Raw genomic sequence first — 18,824 nt, forward strand, 5'->3', positions numbered from 1 at the left:
AACATCGTGTCTGACCTGAAGGACCCGCGTGTGCTGTTCGCCGCCGAGCGCACGCTGCTGGCGTGGAACCGCACCAGTCTGGCGCTGATCGCCTTCGGTTTCGTCGTCGAACGCGCCGGCATCCTGATCCGGCTGGTGTCGCCGGCACAACATGGGGCCGGCCTGTCCGGTGCGTCGCTGTGGTTCGGGCTGGCGTTCATCGTGCTCGGCGCATGGGTGGCCGGCTGGTCGTCGCGGCAATACCTGCGCCTGCTCGGCACGCTGACGCCGGCCGAATTTCCGCCCGGCTACGGCGCACGCTGGGGCGCCTGGGTCAATCTGATTGTTGCGGCGCTGGCGGCCGGGCTGGCGGTCATGCTGTACCGCGCCGCCTGAGCGCTCGCGCCGCGGCACCGCGAGCGGTTGAACCCGATGGCATGACCGGACGGGGTGTGCGCTAGACTGCGCCCATTGCATCACATGACGAACACATGTCACTCGCCATCCTGCGCAGCCGCGCGCTGGCCGGTCTGTACGCACCGGAGGTGGCGGTCGAAGTGCACGTCGCAAACGGGTTGCCCGCGTTTTCGCTGGTCGGTCTGCCTGATGCCGAAGTGCGCGAAGCGCGCGACCGTGTGCGCGCGGCCATCCTCTGCTCCGGCTTCGAGTTTCCGGCCCGGCGCATCACCGTCAATCTGGCGCCGGCCGACCTGCCGAAGGAATCCGGCCGGTTCGACCTGCCGATCGCGCTCGGCATCCTGATCGCGTCCGGTGCGCTCGACGCGCCCGCGCTCGACCGCCACGAATTCGCTGGCGAACTGTCACTGACCGGTGCGCTGCGTCCGGTGCGCGGGGCGCTGCCGATGGCGCTCGGCGCGCGCGACGCCGGTCGCTGTTTCGTGCTGCCGGCGGAATCGGCGGCCGAAGCCGTGATGGTGGCCGGCGTCGATGTGCGCGCCGCGCGCTCGCTGCTCGATGTGTGCGCCCACCTGTGCGGCCGCGAGGCGCTGCCCCGCGCGAGCGCGCCGGCGCAGCGCGCAGCGCCGGTCTGGCCGGATCTGGCCGATGTGCGGGGCCAGCTGCAGGCACGCCGCGCACTGGAAATTGCCGCCGCGGGCAATCATTCGCTGTTGCTCAGCGGCCCGCCCGGCACCGGCAAATCGATGCTGGCGGCGCGTCTGCCCGGCCTGCTGCCCGATCTTGAAGAAGCCGAGGCGCTGGAAACGGCGGCCGTGCTGTCCGGCGCCGGCCTGTTCGATGCCGCCCGTCTGACGCATCGGCCGTACCGCGCGCCGCACCATTCGGCGAGCGCTGCCGCGCTGGTGGGCGGAGGCGCGGTACCGCGGCCAGGCGAGATTTCACTGGCACACCACGGCGTGCTGTTTCTCGACGAACTGCCTGAATTCGACCGTCGCGTGCTCGAAGCGCTGCGCGAGCCGCTGGAAACCGGTCATGTGACGATTGCGCGCGCCGCCCACCGGGCGCAGTTTCCGGCGCGTTTCCAGCTGGTTGCCGCGATGAATCCGTGTCCGTGCGGGTATCTGGGTCATCCGTCGGCGCGCTGTCGCTGCACGCCGGATCAGGTGGCGCGTTACCGCAACCGCCTGTCAGGCCCGCTGCTCGACCGCATCGACCTGCTGGTGACCGTTGCACCGCTGGCCGAACATGAACTGCGCGCCGGTCCCGGCGAAGCGACGCCGGTGGTGCGTGCGCGGGTGTCGGCCGCACGCTGCCGGCAGCTCGCGCGTCAGGCGCGGACGAACCAGTCGCTGGAGGCGGCCGACATCGATCTGCACTGCGTGCTGACCGATCCGGCGCGCGCGCTGCTCGGCCAGGCGATGACGGCGCTGAACCTGTCGGCGCGCGCCTATCACCGTTGCCTCAAGGTGGCGCGGACGATCGCCGATCTGGCACAGGCGGACTGCATCGCCCCGGTCCACGTCGCCGAAGCGATCCAGTACCGGCGCGCGCTCGACGCACCGGCACGTTAGGGGTCTGCAAATCGATGTCAGCACACCCCGGGGTCTGCGATGACGCAGCAACCGATCCCGGGCGGCCCGCTCAGTGCTGTCCGCTCAGTTGCCGGAAGCGCGCGAGGTCTTCCTGGAAGCGCTGCTGCGTCTCGACCAGATCGCGCTCTTTCGAGGCGATGTTGTCGGCCAGCAGGCGCATGTCCTGCGCGTTGGTGTCCAGCCGGTCCTTGATGCCCGCCGGTAGCGGCTTGCCGGCGAAGCGCGCGGCGTCGGTTTCCAGCTTGACGTGGCGCTGCTTGAGCGTCTGCGCCTGGTCGCGCAGCTGCGTCAGCAGGTCTTCGATATCGGTCACCCGGCGCTTGCGCGCCATGTCGATGTCGCGTTCGCTTGAATAGGTATTGAGCAGCGTGGCATCGCGCCGCCGCTGTTCCTGGCGCACGCGGTCTTCCTCGCTGGCCTTCTGCGCCTCGGCGTCGCGCTTTTCGCGCTGTTCCACACTGATCGGCGCGTCGACCTGCTTCACCGTGGCGCCCTGCTTGTTGAGCTCCCGGTAGCTGCGGTCGGCACAGGCTTCCGGCAGTACGTCGCCGCACACCTGCTGTCCGCGCGCGTCCTTGCAGCAATAGACGCGCGCCTCGGCGAGCGGGGCGAACATCAGGCCGATCAGGGCCAGGCCGGGCAGCAGGTGACGCAGTTCCAGGGTGTTCATCTTCAGGGACCGACTCCGTATTGCGCGCGGTACGCCTGCACCGCAGCCAGATTGCTCTCCATGCCGGCGGTGAGCTGCAGATAGCTCACCAGATCATCGAGACTGGCGCAGGCCACCACCGGCATGCCGTATGAACGTTCCACTTCCTGAACCGCTGACAACGCGCCGCTGCCGCGCTCCATGCGGTCGAGTGCGATGGCGACGCCGGCCGGTATCGCGCCGGCGGCACGGATCAGTTCGACCGACTCGCGCACCGAAGTACCGGCGCTGATCACGTCATCGATGATCAGCACGCGGCCCTTGAGCGGCGCGCCGATCAGCGTGCCGCCTTCGCCGTGGTCCTTCGCTTCCTTGCGGTTGAACGCGAACGGCACATCGCGACCGCGCTGCGCCATCTGCATCGCCGCACCGGCGGCCAGCACGATGCCCTTGTAGGCCGGGCCGAACAGCATGTCGAACGCAGGCGCACGGTTCAGGATGGTTTCGGCATAGAACTCCGAAAGCTTTAGCACCGACGCGCCACTGTTGAACAAACCGGCGTTGAAAAAGTACGGCGACTGGCGGCCAGCCTTGGTGGTGAAGCTGCCGAAGCGCAGCACGCCGGTGTCGCAGGCGAACTGCACGAATGAACGTCTAGAATCCACGGATTTTCCCAACGAATCGGATAAACCGGCCATGTTACGTATCGTGTCGCTCAACCTCAACGGTATCCGCTCGGCCACGACAAAGGGTGTGTGGGCCTGGCTGGCCGGCGAGTCGCCCGGCGTGCTGGCGGTGCAGGAGCTGAAGGCGCAGGCGGCCGATCTCGACGATACGATGCGCGCGCCGGCCGCCCTCGGCGGTCTGCCCGGCCATTTTCACTACGCGCTGAAGAAGGGCTACAGCGGCGTCGGGATTTACTCGCGGCGTGCGCCCTCGCGCGTGATCACCGGCTTCGGCGTGCAGGAATTCGATGACGAGGGCCGCTATGTGGAAGCCGATTTCGGCGACCTGACGGTCATTTCGCTCTATCTGCCGTCCGGCTCCAGCGCACCGGAGCGGCAGGAGGCGAAATTCCGCTTTCTCGATGCGTTTGTGCCGCATCTGGCGGCGCTGCGCGCCAGCGGTCGCGAAATCGTCATCTGTGGCGACTGGAACATCGCGCACCGGGAAATCGACCTGAAGAACTGGAAGGGCAATCTGAAGAATTCAGGCTTCCTGCCCGAAGAGCGGGCGTGGATGAGCGCACTGCTCGGCCAGGGCGGCTGGGTCGATGTCTACCGCAGCCTGCACCCCGACACCACCGACGACTGCTACACCTGGTGGAGCAACCGCGGCCAGGCGCGCGCAAACAATGTCGGGTGGCGCATCGACTACCAGATCGCGACCCCGGGAATCGCGGCGAAGGCCCGCGCAGCGAGGGTCTACAAGGATCATCGATTCAGTGATCATGCGCCGCTGATTGTCGACTACGATGTCTCTACGGCATGACGAAGTCGTGCCTCCAAAAAAAGCACAGCGAGGTCAGCATGAATACGAAAAGCCGTTGCACGCGCGTGCTTGCCGCCGCGCTGTTTGTCGCGTTTCCGTGGTCGAGCGCCTATTCAGCGAGCTCGCCGTACAGTGGAATCGTCGCATTCGGCGACAGCCTGACCGATACCGGAAACTTCACTGCGCTGGCCAGCGGGCTGTCCTCCGGCCTTGTCAATTTCCCGAGCCCTGACTTCGGCTATGCCCAGGGGCGCTTTTCGAATGGCAAGGTGGCGATCGAATATCTGGCCGAATCGCTGAACCTGAACCTGACCAGTTATGCGGTGGGCGGTGCCAAGACGGGTCCGTCCGCGCTGCCCGGTCTGCCCGACAACTATATCGATGAAGACGGCGAATCCGGCTTTCCGGCGGGATCGTTCGACGGCACCGGCGTGGTCGCCCAGGTGGCGTCGCACATCGCCGGGAACGGCGGCACGATCGACGGCCAGGCGCTGTATTTCGTCTGGGCCGGGCCGAACGACTACTTTTCGCTTGCCGATCAGGCTCTCGCCGGGGCGCCTGAAGCGATACCGGCGCTGACCTCGGCCTACATCTCCAATGCGATCGGCCACCTGCAAGGTTCGGTGCAGACGCTCTACGCCGCCGGTGCGCGCAGCTTCCTGATCCCGAACATGCCGAATCTTGGCGTGACGCCCTTTGCGCTGGCCGCCGGACCGCAACTGTCCGCCCTGGCGACACAGACTGCGGCGTCGCACAACTTCTATCTGAGCGGCCTGCTGGGCGGGCTGGCCGGATCGCTGACCGATGCGCAGTTCTTTTCCAGCGACACCTTCGCGCTGACCACCCATGCGAATCTGGACCCCGCCGGTGCCGGATTCGGCAACACGACGGACATGTGCCAGTTCAATCCATCGTGTACCGATCCGACGTCCTATCTGTACTGGGACGACGTGCACATCACCACTGCAGCGCACGAGGCGCTTGCCGGGCGGTTCGCGCAGGCGCTGGTTCCGGTGCCTGAAATACAGACCTGGGCCATGCTGCTGGCCGGTCTTGGCCTGATCGGCGTAGCCGGTCGCCTACGTGCTTCAAGGGTACAGGCCCACATGGGTGCGTTGCGCGAGGCAACTTAAGGGGTTAACTTCCTGTCTTTAGAGGCGCCCCATTCAACAAGGAGAACATCAATGTCCGAACTCATCGATCAATCAACCGTCACCAAGCAAAAGCTGATTGCGGACCTGAAGGTAGTGATCACCGACGCGGAAGAGCTGCTGAAGGTCACGGCCAACCAGGCGGGCGAAAAAGTGGGCGAACTGCGCGTGCGCATGCAGGAAAATCTGACCTCCGCGCGACACAAGCTGGCTGACGCCGAAGTCGCGCTGAAGGAAAAGTCGCGCGAAGTGGCGCGCGTCACCGATGACTACGTACACGATCACCCGTGGAAGGCGATCGGCGTTGCGGCCGGCGCCGGATTGCTGATCGGGCTGCTGATCGGTCGTCGCTGAGCGCGATGTCGGAATCGCAACGGCCCGAGCGTCTTGCCGTATCGCTGAAGGGCTTCTTCTCCAGCCTGATCGAACTTGTTCAGGTCAGGCTGGAGTTGGTCACGGTCGAGGCGCGCGACGAAGCGCTGCGTCTGACCGAACTGCTGGTGTACGGCGCGCTGGCCATTGCCTTCCTCACCTTCGGCATCGCCTTTGTGGCGGTGCTGCTGACCGTTCTTCTGTGGGACAGCCACCGCCTGCTGGCGTTGACGCTGTTTTCCACACTATTCATCACGCTCGGAGTGCTGGCGGCGGTCGTCGCGCGGGCACGCATGGCCGAGGGCACACGCCTGTTTGCTTCGTCGCTCGACGAACTGAAACGCGACCGCGATAGCCTGCGCCAATGAACCCGCAACGCCTGCACCTTGCGCTGGCGCGCGAACGTCTGCTGGAGCGATCGCGCCTGCTGCGCGGCATCGCAGTCGAACAATCGGCTGCGCTGTCACCGGCATTGCGCTTTGGCGACACGGTGCGCGATGGTGTGCAGTGGGTGCGAGGACATCCGGAAGTCATCGCCGCGGCAGCGGTCGCCCTGTTCCTGCTGCGGCCGCGTCGTGTCTGGCGCTGGGGTCTGCGGCTGTGGGGTGGCTGGCGATTGCTGCAGCAAGTGCAGCTCAGACTGGGTTCCGGCAGCCGGCGATCGTGAGTCGCGTGCGGCCCGGGATTATTCCCCGGCGGGACTCGGGTCGGCGCCGGTAACTCAAGTTTTCGGCATGATTGCCGAATTCAGATCACTGCCATCGTTCCGAGACGTCAGACATGTCCTCCCATACCGCACAGGAACTGGCGCAGCGCACGACCGAGCTGGTGACCCTGCCGGCCATCTACCATCGCGTGAAACAGGTGTTCGACGACCCGGAAGGTTCGGTACTCGACCTCGCGAAAGTGGTGGTGGCCGATCCCGGCATCACGATGCGCGTGCTGCGCGTCGTCAATAGTGTGTTCTACGGATTTCCCGGCAAGGTCGAAACCATGTCGCGCGCGGTCAGCGTGCTCGGCATGCAGCAGGTGCACGACATCGTTCTGGCCACCACGGTGACCGCAGTCTTCTCCGGCATGCGGCCCGAGCGCATGGACGTTGCCCGCTTCTGGCGTGCGTCTGCGATGCGCGGTCTGCTGGCACGTGCGGCCGCCAAGAGCTGCGGCCTGCTCGATGCCGAACGTCTGTTCGTCGGTGGCCTGCTGGCCGATATCGGCCACATGGTGATGTACATGCACGTACCGCAGCTGGCCGAGGCGGCGCTGCTGGAAAGCCGCGGCGCCGATGTATCACCGGAACAGATTGAACGCGCCCTGATCGGTTGCGATTACGCCGCCGTCGGCGCCGAACTGCTGCGGGCATGGCAGCTGCCGACCAGCTTTTCGACCGCGATCGGTGCGCAGATCGATCCGGCACGCGGTGCGCCGCACGAATTCGAAGCCTGCCTGCTGCATTTCGCCCGCCGCGCGGTGGGCGAAGACGGCGAACTGCTGGATTCGGCCCGGATTGTGGCCACCGTAGTACCCGAGGCGTGGAACATGACCCGGCTGGAACCGCAGGCTTTCGAGGGCGCATGCGCCGAAGCAAGCAGTTCGATGGCCGCGGTGATGGGGCTGTTCTTTCCGGAATACGCCTGACCGCGCGCCTGACCGCACGGTTGTCCGACCGGCTTTGCTGCGCGGTCGGTCGGTGGGGCTGGTATCTTCCGGCCTTGTTCCCGCCCCGCACCCGCGCTTCGCCCGTGACCCCGCACCCCACTGATGCCGGCTGGCTCGACAGCCTGAAGGTCTATGCCCACCCGCGCGTCGCGGGCATGCTGTTTCTCGGTTTTTCCGCCGGTCTGCCGCTGATCCTGGTGCTCGGCTCGCTGTCGTACTGGCTGCGTGAGGCGGGGATCGATCGCTCGACCATCGGCTATTTCAGCTGGATCGGTCTCGCCTACGCCTTCAAGTGGATGTGGTCGCCGCTGGTCGATCGCCTGCCGCTGCCGCTGCTGACCGGTCTGCTCGGTCGGCGCCGCAGCTGGTTGCTGGCGTCACAGCTCACCATCGCGCTGGCGCTGCTCGGCATGGCGGCAACCGATCCGGCGCAGAACCTGAGCCGCATGGCGTATTGCGCACTGGCGGTTGCGTTCGCCTCGGCGACGCAGGACATCGCGCTCGACGCCTACCGCATCGAGGCGGTCGAGCAGCGGCTGCAGGGCGCGATGGCGGCGACCTACCAGGGCGGCTACCGCATTGCGATGATCGTCGCGTCGGCCGGCGTGCTGTGGCTGGCGGCGTCGGTCGATGCGACCGAACTCGTTTATGAGCACGCGCCCTGGCGCTTCGCCTACCTCGTGATGGCGGCCAGCATGTCGGTCGGCGTGGTGACCACGCTGCTCATCCGCGAGCCCGAGGTGGTGGTGTCGGCCGAAACCGTGCAGCGCGAGGCGCGCGCCCGAGACTGGCTGATGCGCGAAGGCCTGCACGGCCCGCTGCTGCGTCTGGCTGCCTGGCTGCACGGCGCCGCACTGTCGCCGCTGCTCGACTTCATCCGCCGCTACCGCTGGCAGGCCGTGCTGCTGCTGGCCCTGATCGGCACCTACCGCATTTCCGATGTGGTCATGGGCATCATGGCCAACGCCTTCTATGTCGACATGGGCTACACGAAGGATGAGGTGGCGACGGTGGCCAAGGTGTACGGCGTGGGCATGACCATCGCCGGCGCGGTGATCGGCGGCGTGCTCACTGCCCGCATCGGCGTCATGAAGACGCTGTTTCTCGGTGCGTTGCTGTCGTCGGTCACCAATCTGCTGTTCGTCTGGCTGGCCGGTCGCGGCCACGACGTCAGCGGCCTCATCTTCGCGATCTCGGCCGACAACCTGTCGGCCGGCATTGCGTCGTCCGCCTTCGTGGCCTATCTGTCCGGGCTGACCAACGTGGCGTACTCGGCCACGCAGTACGCGCTGTTCAGTTCGCTGATGCTGCTGCTGCCCAAATTCATCGCCGGTTTTTCCGGTGTGGTGGTGGACGCGCGCGGCTACGAGTTCTTCTTCACCGGTACCGCACTGCTCGGCGTGCCGGTGCTGGCGCTGGTCTGGCTGGCGGCGAGGGCGGAACGGGACAGGTAGCAAAGGTCAAACCGGCGCCTGTTCGGCGCCTGTTTCCGGGCACGGCAGCTTCCGGATTTTCAGCGGCGCTTCGCGCGCGCCTGTTCGAGCTGTTCGCAAAGTTTCGCCGCGCCGTCGAGTACGCGCGGCGTATTGCGCTGCAGCTGTTCCGGCGGAATGAAATAGAGATTGTCCCGGGCGACGGCCGGCAGGCTGCGCCAGCGCCGCCACGCGTCCAGCCACTCCGGGCGCGCATCGGCCATGCCGCTGGCGACGATGACTTCGGGAGCGGCGGCCAGCACCGCCTCTTCGGTCACCGTCGGGGCGAGGATGGTCAGACCGGCGAACACGTTGCGTCCGCCGCACAGTGTCATCACGGCGCTGATCAGATGCTGGCCATTGACCGTCATCGGCGGCCGGTCCCAGATCTGGTAGAACACGCCGACCGGCGGGCGGGATGCGTAACGGGCGGCCAGCCTGTCGCGTCGTGTGCGGAAGTCGAGTGCTGCGGCATCCGCATCGTTCGATGTACCGGCCAGCCGGCCGAGCAATTCGAGCGTGCGCGGGATGTCATCCAGCGAGCGCGGTTCGCTGACGAAAACCGGAATGCCCAGCCGGTCGAGCTGACCGTATTGCGCGGCCCGGGTGCTGCTCTGCCAGACGACGACCAGATCCGGCTTCAGCGCGACTACCGCTTCGATGTCGACTGCGCTGGAACTGCCGACCCGCGGCAGCGCCTGCGCCGCCGCCGGATAGTCGCTGTATTCCACCGCGCCGACCAGCTTTCCGCCGGCTCCGGCGGCGTACAGCAGTTCGGTCACGTGCGGCGCCAGACTGACGATGCGCTGCGCGGGGGCCGGCAGCGCGACGCTGCGTCCGGCGTCGTCGGTGACGCTGACAGCAGCGCGTGCCGGGGATGCGGCAAGCAACAGTCCGATCAGCAGCCAGGCCAGACGCATCATGCCGGCACGAAATAGCGACGCGCACCGTCGCGCAGCTCGCGCAGCGGGTGGCAGAAGGCGCGTGACAGCGTGTCCGGCTGCAGCACCGCGTCGACCGCTCCGCAGACCCACTCGCCGCCGCCGGTCAGCAACAGCACGCGGTCGCAGAAACGCAGCACCTGATTCAGATCATGCAGCACGGCCACCACGGCGCGCCCCTCGTCGTGCGCCATGTCGGCGAACAGCGACAGCGTGTCCATCTGGTAGTCGAGGTCGAGATGGGTGACCGGCTCGTCGAGCAGGCACAGCGGTGCGTCCTGCGCCAGCAGCGCGGCGATGGCCACACGTTGTCTTTCGCCGCCGGACAGCGTGCGCACGTCGCGTGCCTCGAAGCCGGCGAGCGATACGCGGGCCATCGCGTCGAACGCGACCTGCACATCGTGCGCGCTGTCGTCCGACCAGCGGCCGATGTGCGGATGGCGACCGACCAGCACGGTGTCGAGCACGGTCGACGCGAAGGCGTCGTCGTGCGACTGCGGCAGCAGCGAGCGCCGGCGCGCCAGCGCGCGCGGCGCCATCGACGCGAGCGACACACCATCGAGCGTGAGGCGGCCGGCGAGCGGTGCGCGCAGCCCGGCCAGCGTGCTCAGCACGGTGGATTTGCCGATGCCGTTGCGGCCGATGACGGCGAGCATTTCACCGGGCAGGATGTCGAGATCGAGCGCGGTGCACAGGGTGCGACCTTCGATGCCGACGCTGACACCGCGCGCGACGAGCAGGGGCAGGGCGGCGCTCATCGGCGGCGATGCAGCAGGAACAGGAATACCGGCACGCCGAGCAGCGCCGTCAGCACGCCGACCGGCAGTTGTGCGGGTGCAATGAGAGTGCGCGCTGCGGTATCGGCCAACAGCAGCAGCAGGGCGCCGGCCAGTGCGCTGGCCGGCAGCAGCAGACGCTGGTCGTTGCCGAGCGCCAGCCGCATCAGGTGCGGTACGACCAGACCGACAAAGCCCACCGCGCCGACCGTGGTCACCGCTACAGCGGTCAGGGCCGAGGCAATCAGGTAGATCGCCAGGCGCAGGCGCAGCACCGGTACGCCGAGCGTCTGTGCGGTGAGGTCGCCGCGTGCCAGCAGGTTCAGGTCACGCGCCAGTGGCGTGCAGATCAGTACGCCGACGGCCAGCGTCCACAGCGCAGCCGCGGGCGGCGCGGCCACGCCGGCGTCGCCCATCAGCCAGAACAGCATGCCGCGCAGCGACTGCTCGTTCGCCACCGTCAGCATGAAGGACACCGCCGCGCCGCAGCCGGCCGACACGATGACGCCGGTCAGCAGGAGCCGCGTCGGCGTGCGCCCGCCCTCGCCGTGGGCCAGCCCGAACACCAGCGCCATCGCGGTCAGTGCCCCGGCGAAGGCGGACAGTTCGAACAGCGCACCGGCCAGCCCGGCCGTCATGGCCAGCAGCGCGCCGACCGAGGCGCCGCCGGAAATGCCGAGCACGTAGGGGTCGGCCAGCGGATTGCGCAGCAGCACCTGCATCAGCGCGCCGGCCAGCGCGAGCAGGCCGCCGCAGGCTGCCGCCGCCAGCACCCGTGGCAGTCTCAGGCCGAGCACCACGTCGCCGGCCACCCCGGCATCGCCGCCGGTCGCGATCTGCCACAGCTGCGCCGGGCTGACCGGCACGCTGCCGAGCGACAGCGACAGTGCGATCGACAGCAGCAGGCCGACGGCGAGCAGCGGCAGCGCCAGCGTGCGGCGGCGCGGCGCGCGGGTGCGCACGGACGCTGGGGGCTGCATGGCGTCAGCAGGGATCGACATGCGCCGCTAGCTCCGCCCGAGGCGTTCGTCGAGCGTGCGCCCGGCGCGTTCGCTGACCACCAGCACCAGCTTCATCATGGCGCGTGTGGCGCCGACGAACAGCTTGCGCAGCGTGCGCTCGTCCAGCGCATCGAAGTCGACTTCGGCGAGGATGACCGCCGGCGCTGACTGACCCTTGAACCGGTAGACCGATTCGATCAGCACATCACCTTCGGAATATTCCGGCTGGCCGAGCAGGTCGTACTGGCCGGTGAAGCTGCGCAGCGCGTTGGCGCCGAGCCGGTCGTGGCGCAGCAGTTCCGACTGTTCGCGGCCACGCCAGCTGACGATGGCGACGTCTTCGGTGCGAAAGCCGGCGGCAAAGCACAGGCGGATCGCCTCCTTGACGCGCTGGGTCAGCGGATGTTCGGCGTCGTACACCAGCCGCTCGACCTCGTCGGCATCGAACGGCGATGCCGCTTCGATCTGCGCGGCCTCGGGCAGCACGTCCTGCAGCAGTGTCTGCAGCATGTGCACGACCGGGCGCGGGCTGCGGAAGTTGCTGCGCGCGCGCAGCGTCACCCAGCCCGGAAGTTCGACCGGCGGTCGGCCATACAGATTCTGCATCGGGTCTTCCAGCCAGATCAGCCGCGCCTCGTCGGCGGCGTGGCGCCACAGCCCGGTCGCCCAGTCGGCGGAAAAGTCCTGACCTTCGTCGACGATGACGGTGTCGAAACGCAGGGCGGCCGGCACGTCGAGTTCGCCGGCGCGCGCGATCAGCGCGTCGAACGCGTCGGGCCGTGCGTAGTCGGGCCGTTCGCCATATTCGGCCAGCACGCGCTCGCACAGGTGGTGGAAGGTGCACGCCAGTCCGCCTTCGGGCGCGATGCGCGCGAGGTGATCGGCCAGCGGCCGGTTGAAGCAGACATACAGCGGGCGCAGGCCGGCTTCGACAGCAGCCCGGTACTCCGCGAGCGCGAGCTGGGTCTTGCCCGAGCCGGCCGTGCCGACGACGCGTAGCCGATAGGGTGAAAAGTCGAGCGCGCGCGCCCACTGCGACAGGCCGCCGGCAACCCGGGTCACGCGCTCGCGCGCGATGCCCATGCGCGCGCTGACGTCGGCTTCGAGCTTGATTTCGTCGCGCAGGAAACGATGCACTTCGGCTGCGCGAGCGCCATGTTCGCCCGGCGGAAGAATCGACTGGATGCGCGCGGCCAGCGTGTCGCGCAGCGCCGCATCGACGATGCGTTCAGGCTCGATGCCGGCGGTATGCGCCTGACGCACGAAGTGGTCGGGGCAGTACAGCAGGTACTCGAGGCTGGGCAGTGCGGCATCGGCGCCGCCCAGACGCGATGCCAGACGGGTGTGCAGTGCATGGCGCGATCGCGCGATGCCGACCGCGACATTGCGGTCGCGTCCGCGATGGCGGGTCAGCAGGCCGTGCGGACTTTCTTCGAGATAGCCGCTGCGCTGTTCGATGGCGAGCAGGTTGCCGGCGGCATTGACGATGACGAAATCGATATCGCCGTAGATCGAAAACCCCTGATCGACGCGCGTCCAGTGCACGCCGTGATAGACGGTGTAGGCCGCCGGCAGCGCGCGCTCGAGCAGCGCCAGCGTGGCGCGCTCACGCTCGGCTGCGGCGCCCGGGCGGATGGCGTCGCCGGCGTCGTTGCCACCATCCATTTCGCGCCAGCCATCGGGTACCACCTTTGCCACGTGTTGCGTCCTGTCGTCAGATCGATGCGAGCTTACACGGCGCGTGCCGATCATCGTGCGGCGCACGCCGGTTATCCACAGTATCTGTGGACAAGACGCGTCATCAAGCGGTAACACCGGCCGCAGCGCCGCACGCCACAACGGTGTCAATAGGGTTGCTCATTAATGAGGCAGGGTCCGGACAATTGAGGTGGCCGCGTGCGCAGCCGGTCACTCAGTCCATCCACAGTTTCTGTGGACAAGGCTGTGGGCGAAAGCTGTATGGCGAGGGCAGCGCCGCCGCCAGCAAGGATGTGGGCACGACGCCTCATTTGCAGGCAGTGTGCTCAATCGGGGCCACGGGCGCCGAGCAGTTCATGCAGGTTCTCGGCCACCATTTCCTCGAAACCGGTTGCCGGGTCGATCTCGCGCCGGATGTCCCAGCCGGTGGCGATGCCGAGCACCAGTTCCATCGTGGTACGCACGATGCTGCCCGCCAGCAGGTGGCCACCGGTGACGCGCCCGTCAGCGTCGGCCACCATCATGTGCAGATGCACGCCGTGCCGGCTCACGGTGCCGGACAGCGTCAGCAGCTCACTGTCGCCGTCGATGACGATGGCACTGTCGCGACCGGCCAGACGCAGCATGGCGGGTGCCAGGCTGCCCACTGCCGACAGCACGAAGGCGGCGCCGATGTCCTGCCGGCGCGCGACGGCTTCCAGGCTGCGTCGCAGATCGTCGCCCGGGCGCAGCCGCTCGATGTGCAGGGTGATCATGGCCGCACGTTCAGCCGAAAGGCTTCACGCCGATCAGCGCAAGATGCAACCAGCCGGCAAACACTGCCCAGCCGACGATACCCGCGACGATGGCGATCGCATCGCGCGATGCGCTGCCCGGGCGCTGCACACCGGCCGCGCGGTCGCGCCGGCGCAGCGTGGCGAACATGACGACCGCCCAGACGAGAAAGCTGCCGAACAGCAGCAGGTCGGCCAGCGTACCGTTGGCGATCAGGTGGGCGAACGCCCAGATCTTCACGCCGGCCACCATCGGATGGCCAAGTTTTTCGCGGATGCGCGTACCCGGCACATAGGCACAGGCCATCAGCACGAAGGCAGGCAGCGTGAGCAGTGCGGCCAGGTGACGCGTCCACACCGGCGGTGCCCACAGCAGCGTCGGTGCCATGCGCGCCTCGCCATAGCCCTGCACGATCAGCACCAGGCCGATCAGCGACAGCACCGCATAAAGGATTTTCCACGGCAGCAGACCGAGGCGCGCGACACCTGCATCGCGCAGACCGGGGGCAATCAGGCGCGTCGAGTGCACGCCGAGCAGCAACACCAGACCGAGTACCAGCATAGCCATCACATTTTCTCCACGAGAGGGGTCAGAGCAAGGGTCAGAGCGCGAGCGTACCCGAGACGGGCCGCGCGCACCTGCGTCGATGCGGGAATCGTCCTACAGCCACCCCGCCATGCGGACGACAGGCGACGCCTTCGCCGCTACGCATACTGCAGTCGTGTCATGCAGACGGAGAAACGCATCATGACGATTCGATTGCTGATGTCGGCGCTGTGTGGCGCCCTGCTGAGCGCGGCGCTGCTGACCGCCTTCCACATGGGGCGCGGGGCGGCGGCCCCGTCCGACAGCGTCGCTGCAATGTCGCGCCTTGATGGCCGGGAAGTGTTCGACACCGAAGGCGTGACGCTGGGCGTGGTCGAGCAGACCGTGTCCGGACGCCACGGTGACCGCAGCGCACGCTACGCCATGGTGCGCGTGTCGCGCTCCGGCAACGCCGGCCTGCGTCTGGCGGTACCCGCCTATCGGTTGCAGGCGGTGGACGACGGTCTCATGTTGACGCCCGATACAGAAGACGATGATGCTGCAGTCGGCGACGACGGTGAAATCATGCCGGCCGTATCGCAGCTTCGCAGCACGATCTGAGTGTCACAGGCAGGTTTCTGAACGCAACACCCACTTTCCCAACGGAGATGAGCATGAACAAGCTGATGACGATACTTATTCTGAGTGCCGGTCTTGCACTGGCGGGCTGCAACACGATTGCCGGCGCCGGCAAGGACATCGAGTCCGGTGGCGAGGCGGTGCAGGACACCGCGCGCGACGTACAGAAGAAGATGTAGTTCCACGCTTCACGCCTTCCCGCTTTGCCCGACTCAGGCCTCGAGTCGGGCATTTTTTTGGCATCCACCGATGCGCGGCCCACCCTGCGGGCGAACCGGACCCGGAACACGCGGCAGCGCGCGATCAAATGCAGCGGGCGCATCGGATTGGCGAGGTTTGCACCCGCCCGCCATTGGCCGCCGTCAGGCGGTTTTCTTTGACGTGGCCTTTTTCGGGGTGGCCTTTTTCGGTGTGGTTTTTTTCGCGGCCGCCTTGATCGGAGCGGCCTTCTTTGCGACCGCCTTCTTCACCGGCGCTCCGGCAGGCGTTTCGCTCTCTGCCACTTCCGTGCCGGGCGCTGCCGCCTTGGCATCCTTCGCCCCGGCTTTGGGCTTGACCGCGCGCGGCTCGAATTCAAAGCCCACCTTGCCGTCCGGCTGACGCACCAGGAAGGCCGAGAACTTGCGCTTGGTGCGCGACGACACGAAACCCTTCAGCAGATCGGTGCGACCGGCCTCCAGCAGCTTCTGCATCTGTTCCGGTTCGATCGGCTGCTGCAGGATGATCTTGCCCGAGCGGAAGTCGCACGACTTTTCCGGACCGACCGCCTTTTCGCAGATGTAGGACATCGGCTGTTCGTACACCTTCGCCGCGCACTTCGGGCAGGCGCCGAGCGGCGTCTGCGCCGAGAAATCGACCGGCTCGGCATTTTCGTCATCGCGCGGCTGGCCGAAGTCGAACTCCGGTTCCATCTTGTCATTGAGTTTGATCAGCGCATTGAACGGCCGGCCCATCTTGTTGCGGAAGCCGGTCAGCGGTCCGACCTGACGATCGCGCAGCAGCGCATCGATTTCGTGCGTTTCGAACTGACGGCTGGCGACGATCTTCCACAGCGCGAAGTCGCAGCTCTGGCACTGGAATTTCTTGTAGTTTTCCTTCACCACGCCGCCACAGCGCGGGCACTTTTCTTCCAGCGTCGCGAAATCGCCCGGAATGGTGTCGCTTTCGTAGCTCTTCGCCTGATGCACGATGCGCTGCGTCATGTCGGCGATCTCGCCCATGAAGGCCTCGCGCGACAGCTCGCCGCGCTCGATCTGCGACAGCTTGTATTCCCACTCGCCAGTCAGTTCGGGCGAACTGAGTTCGTCGATCTTCAGGCCGCGCAGCGCAATCATCAGCTGGAAACCCTTGGCGGTCGGAATCAGTTCGCGGCCTTCACGCAGCATGTAGCTTTCGAGGATCAGGTTCTCGATGATCTGCGCACGCGTCGCCGGCGTGCCCAGACCACGCCCGGCCATCGCGGCGCGCAGCTCCTCGTCGTCGATGGTCTTGCCGGCGCCTTCCATCGCGGACAACAGCGTCGCTTCCGAGTAGCGCGCCGGCGGGCGCGTCTGCAGCGCCTTCACCAGCATGTCCTCGACCTTGACCGTCTCGCCCGGCTTGACCGGCACCAGACTGGCCGCAACGGTCTCACCCTTGGCCCTGGCCTCGTCATCGACCAGTGCTGCTTCCTTGCCATATACGGCGAGCCAGCCGGCATTCACCAGCACCTTGCCCTCGGTCTTGAAGGCTTCGCCTTCGACGCGGGTGATCCGGGTGGTGATCTGGTATTCGGCCGCCGGAAAGAACACCGCGAGGAAGCGGCGTGTCACCAGGTCGTAGATCTTGGCTTCGGCTTCGGACAGCGACTTCGGCTCGGTGCCGGTCGGAATGATGGCGAAGTGATCGGAAATCTTGGCGTTGTTGAAGATGCGCTTGTTCGGCTTGACCCAGCCGTGCTTCACGATTTCGTTGGCATGCGGCGCATAGGTCTGCGGCAGGCGTGCCAGCACGTCGTTGACCGTCGGCAGATAGTCTTCCGGCAGTGCGCGCGCATCGGTACGCGGATAGGTCAGCACCTTGTGCTTTTCGTACAGCGCCTGCGCGATCTGCAGCGTGACGCGGGCAGAAAAGCCGAAGCGTCCGTTGGCCTCGCGCTGCAGCGACGTGAGGTCGTACAGCAGCGGCGACAGCTGGGTCGATGGCTTGGCTTCTTCCTCGACGGTACCGGTCTTGCCGGCGCATCTGGCCTGGATGGCACGCGCTTTCGCCTCGTCCCACACGCGTTCGGCGCGGGCGTGCTCGTCGCCTTCCGGTCGCTTGAATTTTTCGTCGATCCAGCGGCCGGTGTACTCACCCGCCACGGCGCCGAAACGACCTTCGATTTCCCAGTAGTCGCGCGACTTGAAGCGACGGATTTCTTCTTCGCGCCGCACGACGATGGCCAACGTCGGCGTCTGCACCCGGCCGACCGTCGTCAGGTGGAAACCGCCGGTCTTCGAATTGAACGCGGTCATCGCCCGCGTGCCGTTGATGCCGATGAGCCAGTCGCTCTCGGCGCGCGACATCGCGGCCTGACGCAGACCTTCGACTTCCTGCGAACTGCGCAGCTTCACGAAGCCGTCGCGGATCGCTGTCGTGGTCATCGATTGCAGCCACAGGCGTTCGATCGGCTTGGTCGATTTGCTGTGCTCGACGATGTAATTGAAGATCAGCTCGCCCTCGCGGCCCGCGTCACAGGCATTCACGAGGCTGTCGACGTCCTTGCGCTTGATCAGCCGGGTCAGCAGGCGCAGTCGCTCGGCGGTCTTGTCGATCGGATTCAGCGTGAAGTGCGGCGGGATGACCGGAAGGTGGGCAAACGACCACTTGCCGCGCTTGACCTCGTATTCCTCCGGCACCGCCAGTTCCAGCAGATGGCCGATTGCGGACGACAACACATAGTCGTCGCTTTCGAAGAAGTCACCTTCGCGCGTGAATCCGCCGACGGAGCGCGCGATGTCCTGCGCGACCGACGGTTTTTCCGCGATGATCAGTTTTTTGCCCATGCCTGCCCGATGACCCGATCGCCGACTGCGGCGCACCGGGTGCGCGCCGGATCAAGCGGCGTGAAAGCGGCGCATGATAGGGACAAAAATTCAGAACAGGCAAGCGAATACGCCGGACCTCGCCGTGCCCGACGCGTCGGGCGCCGGATCAATGCGGGGCGCGCGGCTCGTCTTCGTCGGACAGCAGCTCCTCGAGGACCAAGGTGTCGGTGGTCGCCTGCTGGTTCCACAGCACCATCAGCACGATCACCTTGAGCTGACTCAGCGACACCTCGTCATCCTCCAGCGCCAGTGCACGCTCGACCACGATTTCACGGGTCAGGGCGTTGATCGCACCGGCATCTTCGAGGAAAGAAAGGAAGCCGCGGCATTCCGTGTCGAGCCGCGATTGCTCTGCCGCCGAGTACAGCCGGATGGACCGGCTTTCTTCGGCAATCTTCGGCTTGTCGGCGCCACCGGCGCTTTCAAGACCGGACAGCCAGCCCATTGCTTCTTCGATTTCGTCCTGCTCGAAACCGGCAGCCGTGAGCTTGCGTGCGAGCTGGTTGGGCTCGGGATAACTGTCCAGATGCGCGTAAGTTTCGAAAAGATAGACCAGAACGTCGATCATGATTCGGCTCCGCGCGAGCCGGTTGGCGGCAAGGCCCACCGGCGGTTTG

General features: G+C 66.7%; 21 protein-coding genes. 11 read left to right on the forward strand and 10 right to left on the reverse strand.

Annotated elements, in window-relative coordinates; genetic code table 11:
- The first annotated feature begins 6 nt into the window (after positions 1–6).
- Both Q8Q80_RS02655 and Q8Q80_RS02660 read left to right on the forward strand, forming a co-directional pair.
- Positions 7–375 (forward strand): YidH family protein, encoded by a 369-nt coding sequence (locus Q8Q80_RS02655; protein WP_305631446.1) that lies wholly within the window; start codon positions 7–9, stop codon positions 373–375.
- 95 nt (positions 376–470) lie between these two features.
- Positions 471–1,970 carry a YifB family Mg chelatase-like AAA ATPase gene (locus Q8Q80_RS02660; protein WP_305631447.1) on the forward strand — a complete coding sequence of 500 codons (1,500 nt, stop codon included), beginning with the start codon at positions 471–473 and terminating at the stop codon, positions 1,968–1,970.
- A 70-nt stretch (positions 1,971–2,040) separates the two neighbouring features.
- On the opposite strand, the gene Q8Q80_RS02665 is transcribed toward Q8Q80_RS02660, so the two are convergent.
- Both Q8Q80_RS02665 and pyrE read right to left on the reverse strand, forming a co-directional pair.
- Positions 2,041–2,661, reverse strand: coding sequence for a hypothetical protein (locus Q8Q80_RS02665; protein WP_305631448.1), 621 nt, complete (start codon positions 2,659–2,661; stop codon positions 2,041–2,043).
- A 2-nt stretch (positions 2,662–2,663) separates the two neighbouring features.
- On the reverse strand, positions 2,664–3,284 hold the full coding sequence (pyrE, locus tag Q8Q80_RS02670; protein ID WP_305631629.1) for an orotate phosphoribosyltransferase: 621 nt from the start codon (positions 3,282–3,284) through the stop codon (positions 2,664–2,666).
- Positions 3,285–3,336: 52 nt separating this feature from the next.
- Between pyrE and Q8Q80_RS02675 the strand changes: the two genes are divergently transcribed.
- The 7 genes from Q8Q80_RS02675 (at position 3,337) to Q8Q80_RS02705 (ending at position 8,767) form a co-directional block, all read left to right on the forward strand.
- Positions 3,337–4,131 carry an exodeoxyribonuclease III gene (locus tag Q8Q80_RS02675; RefSeq protein ID WP_305631449.1) on the forward strand — a complete coding sequence of 265 codons (795 nt, stop codon included), beginning with the start codon at positions 3,337–3,339 and terminating at the stop codon, positions 4,129–4,131.
- Positions 4,132–4,169: 38 nt separating this feature from the next.
- Positions 4,170–5,264, forward strand: coding sequence for an SGNH/GDSL hydrolase family protein (locus Q8Q80_RS02680; RefSeq protein WP_305631450.1), 1,095 nt, complete (start codon positions 4,170–4,172; stop codon positions 5,262–5,264).
- A 51-nt stretch (positions 5,265–5,315) separates the two neighbouring features.
- The gene (locus Q8Q80_RS02685; protein WP_305631451.1) at positions 5,316–5,636 is read left to right on the forward strand and encodes a YqjD family protein; all 321 of its coding nucleotides are present in this window, start codon (positions 5,316–5,318) and stop codon (positions 5,634–5,636) included.
- 5 nt (positions 5,637–5,641) lie between these two features.
- Positions 5,642–6,022 (forward strand): phage holin family protein, encoded by a 381-nt coding sequence (locus Q8Q80_RS02690; RefSeq protein WP_305631452.1) that lies wholly within the window; start codon positions 5,642–5,644, stop codon positions 6,020–6,022.
- Positions 6,019–6,321 (forward strand): YqjK family protein, encoded by a 303-nt coding sequence (locus Q8Q80_RS02695; RefSeq protein ID WP_305631453.1) that lies wholly within the window; start codon positions 6,019–6,021, stop codon positions 6,319–6,321. The genes Q8Q80_RS02690 and Q8Q80_RS02695 overlap by 4 nt, the downstream gene beginning before the upstream one ends.
- Positions 6,322–6,434: 113 nt before the next feature.
- Complete coding sequence (locus tag Q8Q80_RS02700; protein ID WP_305631454.1) at positions 6,435–7,292, forward strand: HDOD domain-containing protein; 858 nt, start codon at positions 6,435–6,437, stop codon at positions 7,290–7,292.
- A 176-nt stretch (positions 7,293–7,468) separates the two neighbouring features.
- Positions 7,469–8,767 (forward strand): MFS transporter, encoded by a 1,299-nt coding sequence (locus tag Q8Q80_RS02705; RefSeq protein WP_305631630.1) that lies wholly within the window; start codon positions 7,469–7,471, stop codon positions 8,765–8,767.
- Between the two features lie 59 nt (positions 8,768–8,826).
- Here Q8Q80_RS02705 and Q8Q80_RS02710 read toward each other — a convergent pair whose 3' ends face one another.
- The 6 genes from Q8Q80_RS02710 to Q8Q80_RS02735 all read right to left on the reverse strand — a co-directional run bounded on the left by Q8Q80_RS02710 (position 8,827) and on the right by Q8Q80_RS02735 (position 14,542).
- Positions 8,827–9,708: a cobalamin-binding protein gene (locus Q8Q80_RS02710; protein ID WP_305631455.1), complete on the reverse strand. Its 882-nt coding sequence runs from the start codon at positions 9,706–9,708 to the stop codon at positions 8,827–8,829.
- The gene (locus Q8Q80_RS02715; protein WP_305631456.1) at positions 9,705–10,484 is read right to left on the reverse strand and encodes an ABC transporter ATP-binding protein; all 780 of its coding nucleotides are present in this window, start codon (positions 10,482–10,484) and stop codon (positions 9,705–9,707) included. Before Q8Q80_RS02715 ends, Q8Q80_RS02710 begins: the two co-directional genes overlap by 4 nt.
- Positions 10,481–11,503 (reverse strand): iron ABC transporter permease, encoded by a 1,023-nt coding sequence (locus tag Q8Q80_RS02720; protein ID WP_305631457.1) that lies wholly within the window; start codon positions 11,501–11,503, stop codon positions 10,481–10,483. The genes Q8Q80_RS02715 and Q8Q80_RS02720 overlap by 4 nt, the downstream gene beginning before the upstream one ends.
- A 6-nt stretch (positions 11,504–11,509) precedes the next feature.
- Positions 11,510–13,201, reverse strand: a complete 1,692-nt coding sequence (locus tag Q8Q80_RS02725) for an ATP-dependent helicase (protein ID WP_305631458.1) — start codon at positions 13,199–13,201, stop codon at positions 11,510–11,512.
- 326 nt (positions 13,202–13,527) lie between these two features.
- Entirely contained in the window at positions 13,528–13,956 is a 429-nt protein-coding gene (locus tag Q8Q80_RS02730; RefSeq protein WP_305631459.1) for a PPC domain-containing DNA-binding protein, read from the reverse strand.
- A gap of 10 nt (positions 13,957–13,966) precedes the next feature.
- The gene (locus Q8Q80_RS02735) at positions 13,967–14,542 is read right to left on the reverse strand and encodes an NnrU family protein (protein WP_305631460.1); all 576 of its coding nucleotides are present in this window, start codon (positions 14,540–14,542) and stop codon (positions 13,967–13,969) included.
- A gap of 180 nt (positions 14,543–14,722) precedes the next feature.
- Here Q8Q80_RS02735 and Q8Q80_RS02740 point away from each other — a divergent pair, with 180 nt between their 5' ends.
- Both Q8Q80_RS02740 and Q8Q80_RS02745 read left to right on the forward strand, forming a co-directional pair.
- A complete protein-coding gene (locus Q8Q80_RS02740; RefSeq protein ID WP_305631461.1) occupies positions 14,723–15,121 on the forward strand; it encodes a hypothetical protein in 399 nt (132 codons plus the stop codon).
- Between the two features lie 53 nt (positions 15,122–15,174).
- Positions 15,175–15,318 (forward strand): entericidin A/B family lipoprotein, encoded by a 144-nt coding sequence (locus Q8Q80_RS02745; protein WP_069038830.1) that lies wholly within the window; start codon positions 15,175–15,177, stop codon positions 15,316–15,318.
- Between the two features lie 183 nt (positions 15,319–15,501).
- Here Q8Q80_RS02745 and Q8Q80_RS02750 read toward each other — a convergent pair whose 3' ends face one another.
- Both Q8Q80_RS02750 and Q8Q80_RS02755 read right to left on the reverse strand, forming a co-directional pair.
- Entirely contained in the window at positions 15,502–18,165 is a 2,664-nt protein-coding gene (locus Q8Q80_RS02750) for a DNA topoisomerase III (RefSeq protein ID WP_305631462.1), read from the reverse strand.
- A 148-nt stretch (positions 18,166–18,313) separates the two neighbouring features.
- Entirely contained in the window at positions 18,314–18,775 is a 462-nt protein-coding gene (locus tag Q8Q80_RS02755; protein WP_069038828.1) for a DUF494 family protein, read from the reverse strand.
- Between the last annotated feature and the right edge of the window lie 49 nt (positions 18,776–18,824).

The organism is Methyloversatilis sp. (assembly GCF_030698125.1).
Taxonomy (GTDB): Bacteria; Pseudomonadota; Gammaproteobacteria; order Burkholderiales; family Rhodocyclaceae; genus Methyloversatilis.

Excerpts from the sequence above, each read along its gene's own strand:
- Q8Q80_RS02660 (WP_305631447.1), top strand. The coding sequence starts at position 471 with ATGTCACTCGCCATCCTGCGCAGCCGCGCGCTGGCCGGTCTGTACGCA.
- Q8Q80_RS02665 (WP_305631448.1), bottom strand. The coding sequence starts at position 2,661 with ATGAACACCCTGGAACTGCGTCACCTGCTGCCCGGCCTGGCCCTGATC.
- Q8Q80_RS02675 (WP_305631449.1), top strand. The coding sequence starts at position 3,337 with ATGTTACGTATCGTGTCGCTCAACCTCAACGGTATCCGCTCGGCCACG.
- Q8Q80_RS02680 (WP_305631450.1), top strand. The coding sequence starts at position 4,170 with ATGAATACGAAAAGCCGTTGCACGCGCGTGCTTGCCGCCGCGCTGTTT.
- Q8Q80_RS02685 (WP_305631451.1), top strand. The coding sequence starts at position 5,316 with ATGTCCGAACTCATCGATCAATCAACCGTCACCAAGCAAAAGCTGATT.
- Q8Q80_RS02690 (WP_305631452.1), top strand. The coding sequence starts at position 5,642 with ATGTCGGAATCGCAACGGCCCGAGCGTCTTGCCGTATCGCTGAAGGGC.
- Q8Q80_RS02695 (WP_305631453.1), top strand. The coding sequence starts at position 6,019 with ATGAACCCGCAACGCCTGCACCTTGCGCTGGCGCGCGAACGTCTGCTG.
- Q8Q80_RS02700 (WP_305631454.1), top strand. The coding sequence starts at position 6,435 with ATGTCCTCCCATACCGCACAGGAACTGGCGCAGCGCACGACCGAGCTG.
- Q8Q80_RS02705 (WP_305631630.1), top strand. The coding sequence starts at position 7,469 with ATGCTGTTTCTCGGTTTTTCCGCCGGTCTGCCGCTGATCCTGGTGCTC.
- Q8Q80_RS02710 (WP_305631455.1), bottom strand. The coding sequence starts at position 9,708 with ATGATGCGTCTGGCCTGGCTGCTGATCGGACTGTTGCTTGCCGCATCC.
- Q8Q80_RS02715 (WP_305631456.1), bottom strand. The coding sequence starts at position 10,484 with ATGAGCGCCGCCCTGCCCCTGCTCGTCGCGCGCGGTGTCAGCGTCGGC.
- Q8Q80_RS02720 (WP_305631457.1), bottom strand. The coding sequence starts at position 11,503 with ATGTCGATCCCTGCTGACGCCATGCAGCCCCCAGCGTCCGTGCGCACC.
- Q8Q80_RS02730 (WP_305631459.1), bottom strand. The coding sequence starts at position 13,956 with ATGATCACCCTGCACATCGAGCGGCTGCGCCCGGGCGACGATCTGCGA.
- Q8Q80_RS02735 (WP_305631460.1), bottom strand. The coding sequence starts at position 14,542 with ATGGCTATGCTGGTACTCGGTCTGGTGTTGCTGCTCGGCGTGCACTCG.
- Q8Q80_RS02740 (WP_305631461.1), top strand. The coding sequence starts at position 14,723 with ATGACGATTCGATTGCTGATGTCGGCGCTGTGTGGCGCCCTGCTGAGC.
- Q8Q80_RS02745 (WP_069038830.1), top strand. The coding sequence starts at position 15,175 with ATGAACAAGCTGATGACGATACTTATTCTGAGTGCCGGTCTTGCACTG.
- Q8Q80_RS02750 (WP_305631462.1), bottom strand. The coding sequence starts at position 18,165 with ATGGGCAAAAAACTGATCATCGCGGAAAAACCGTCGGTCGCGCAGGAC.
- Q8Q80_RS02755 (WP_069038828.1), bottom strand. The coding sequence starts at position 18,775 with ATGATCGACGTTCTGGTCTATCTTTTCGAAACTTACGCGCATCTGGAC.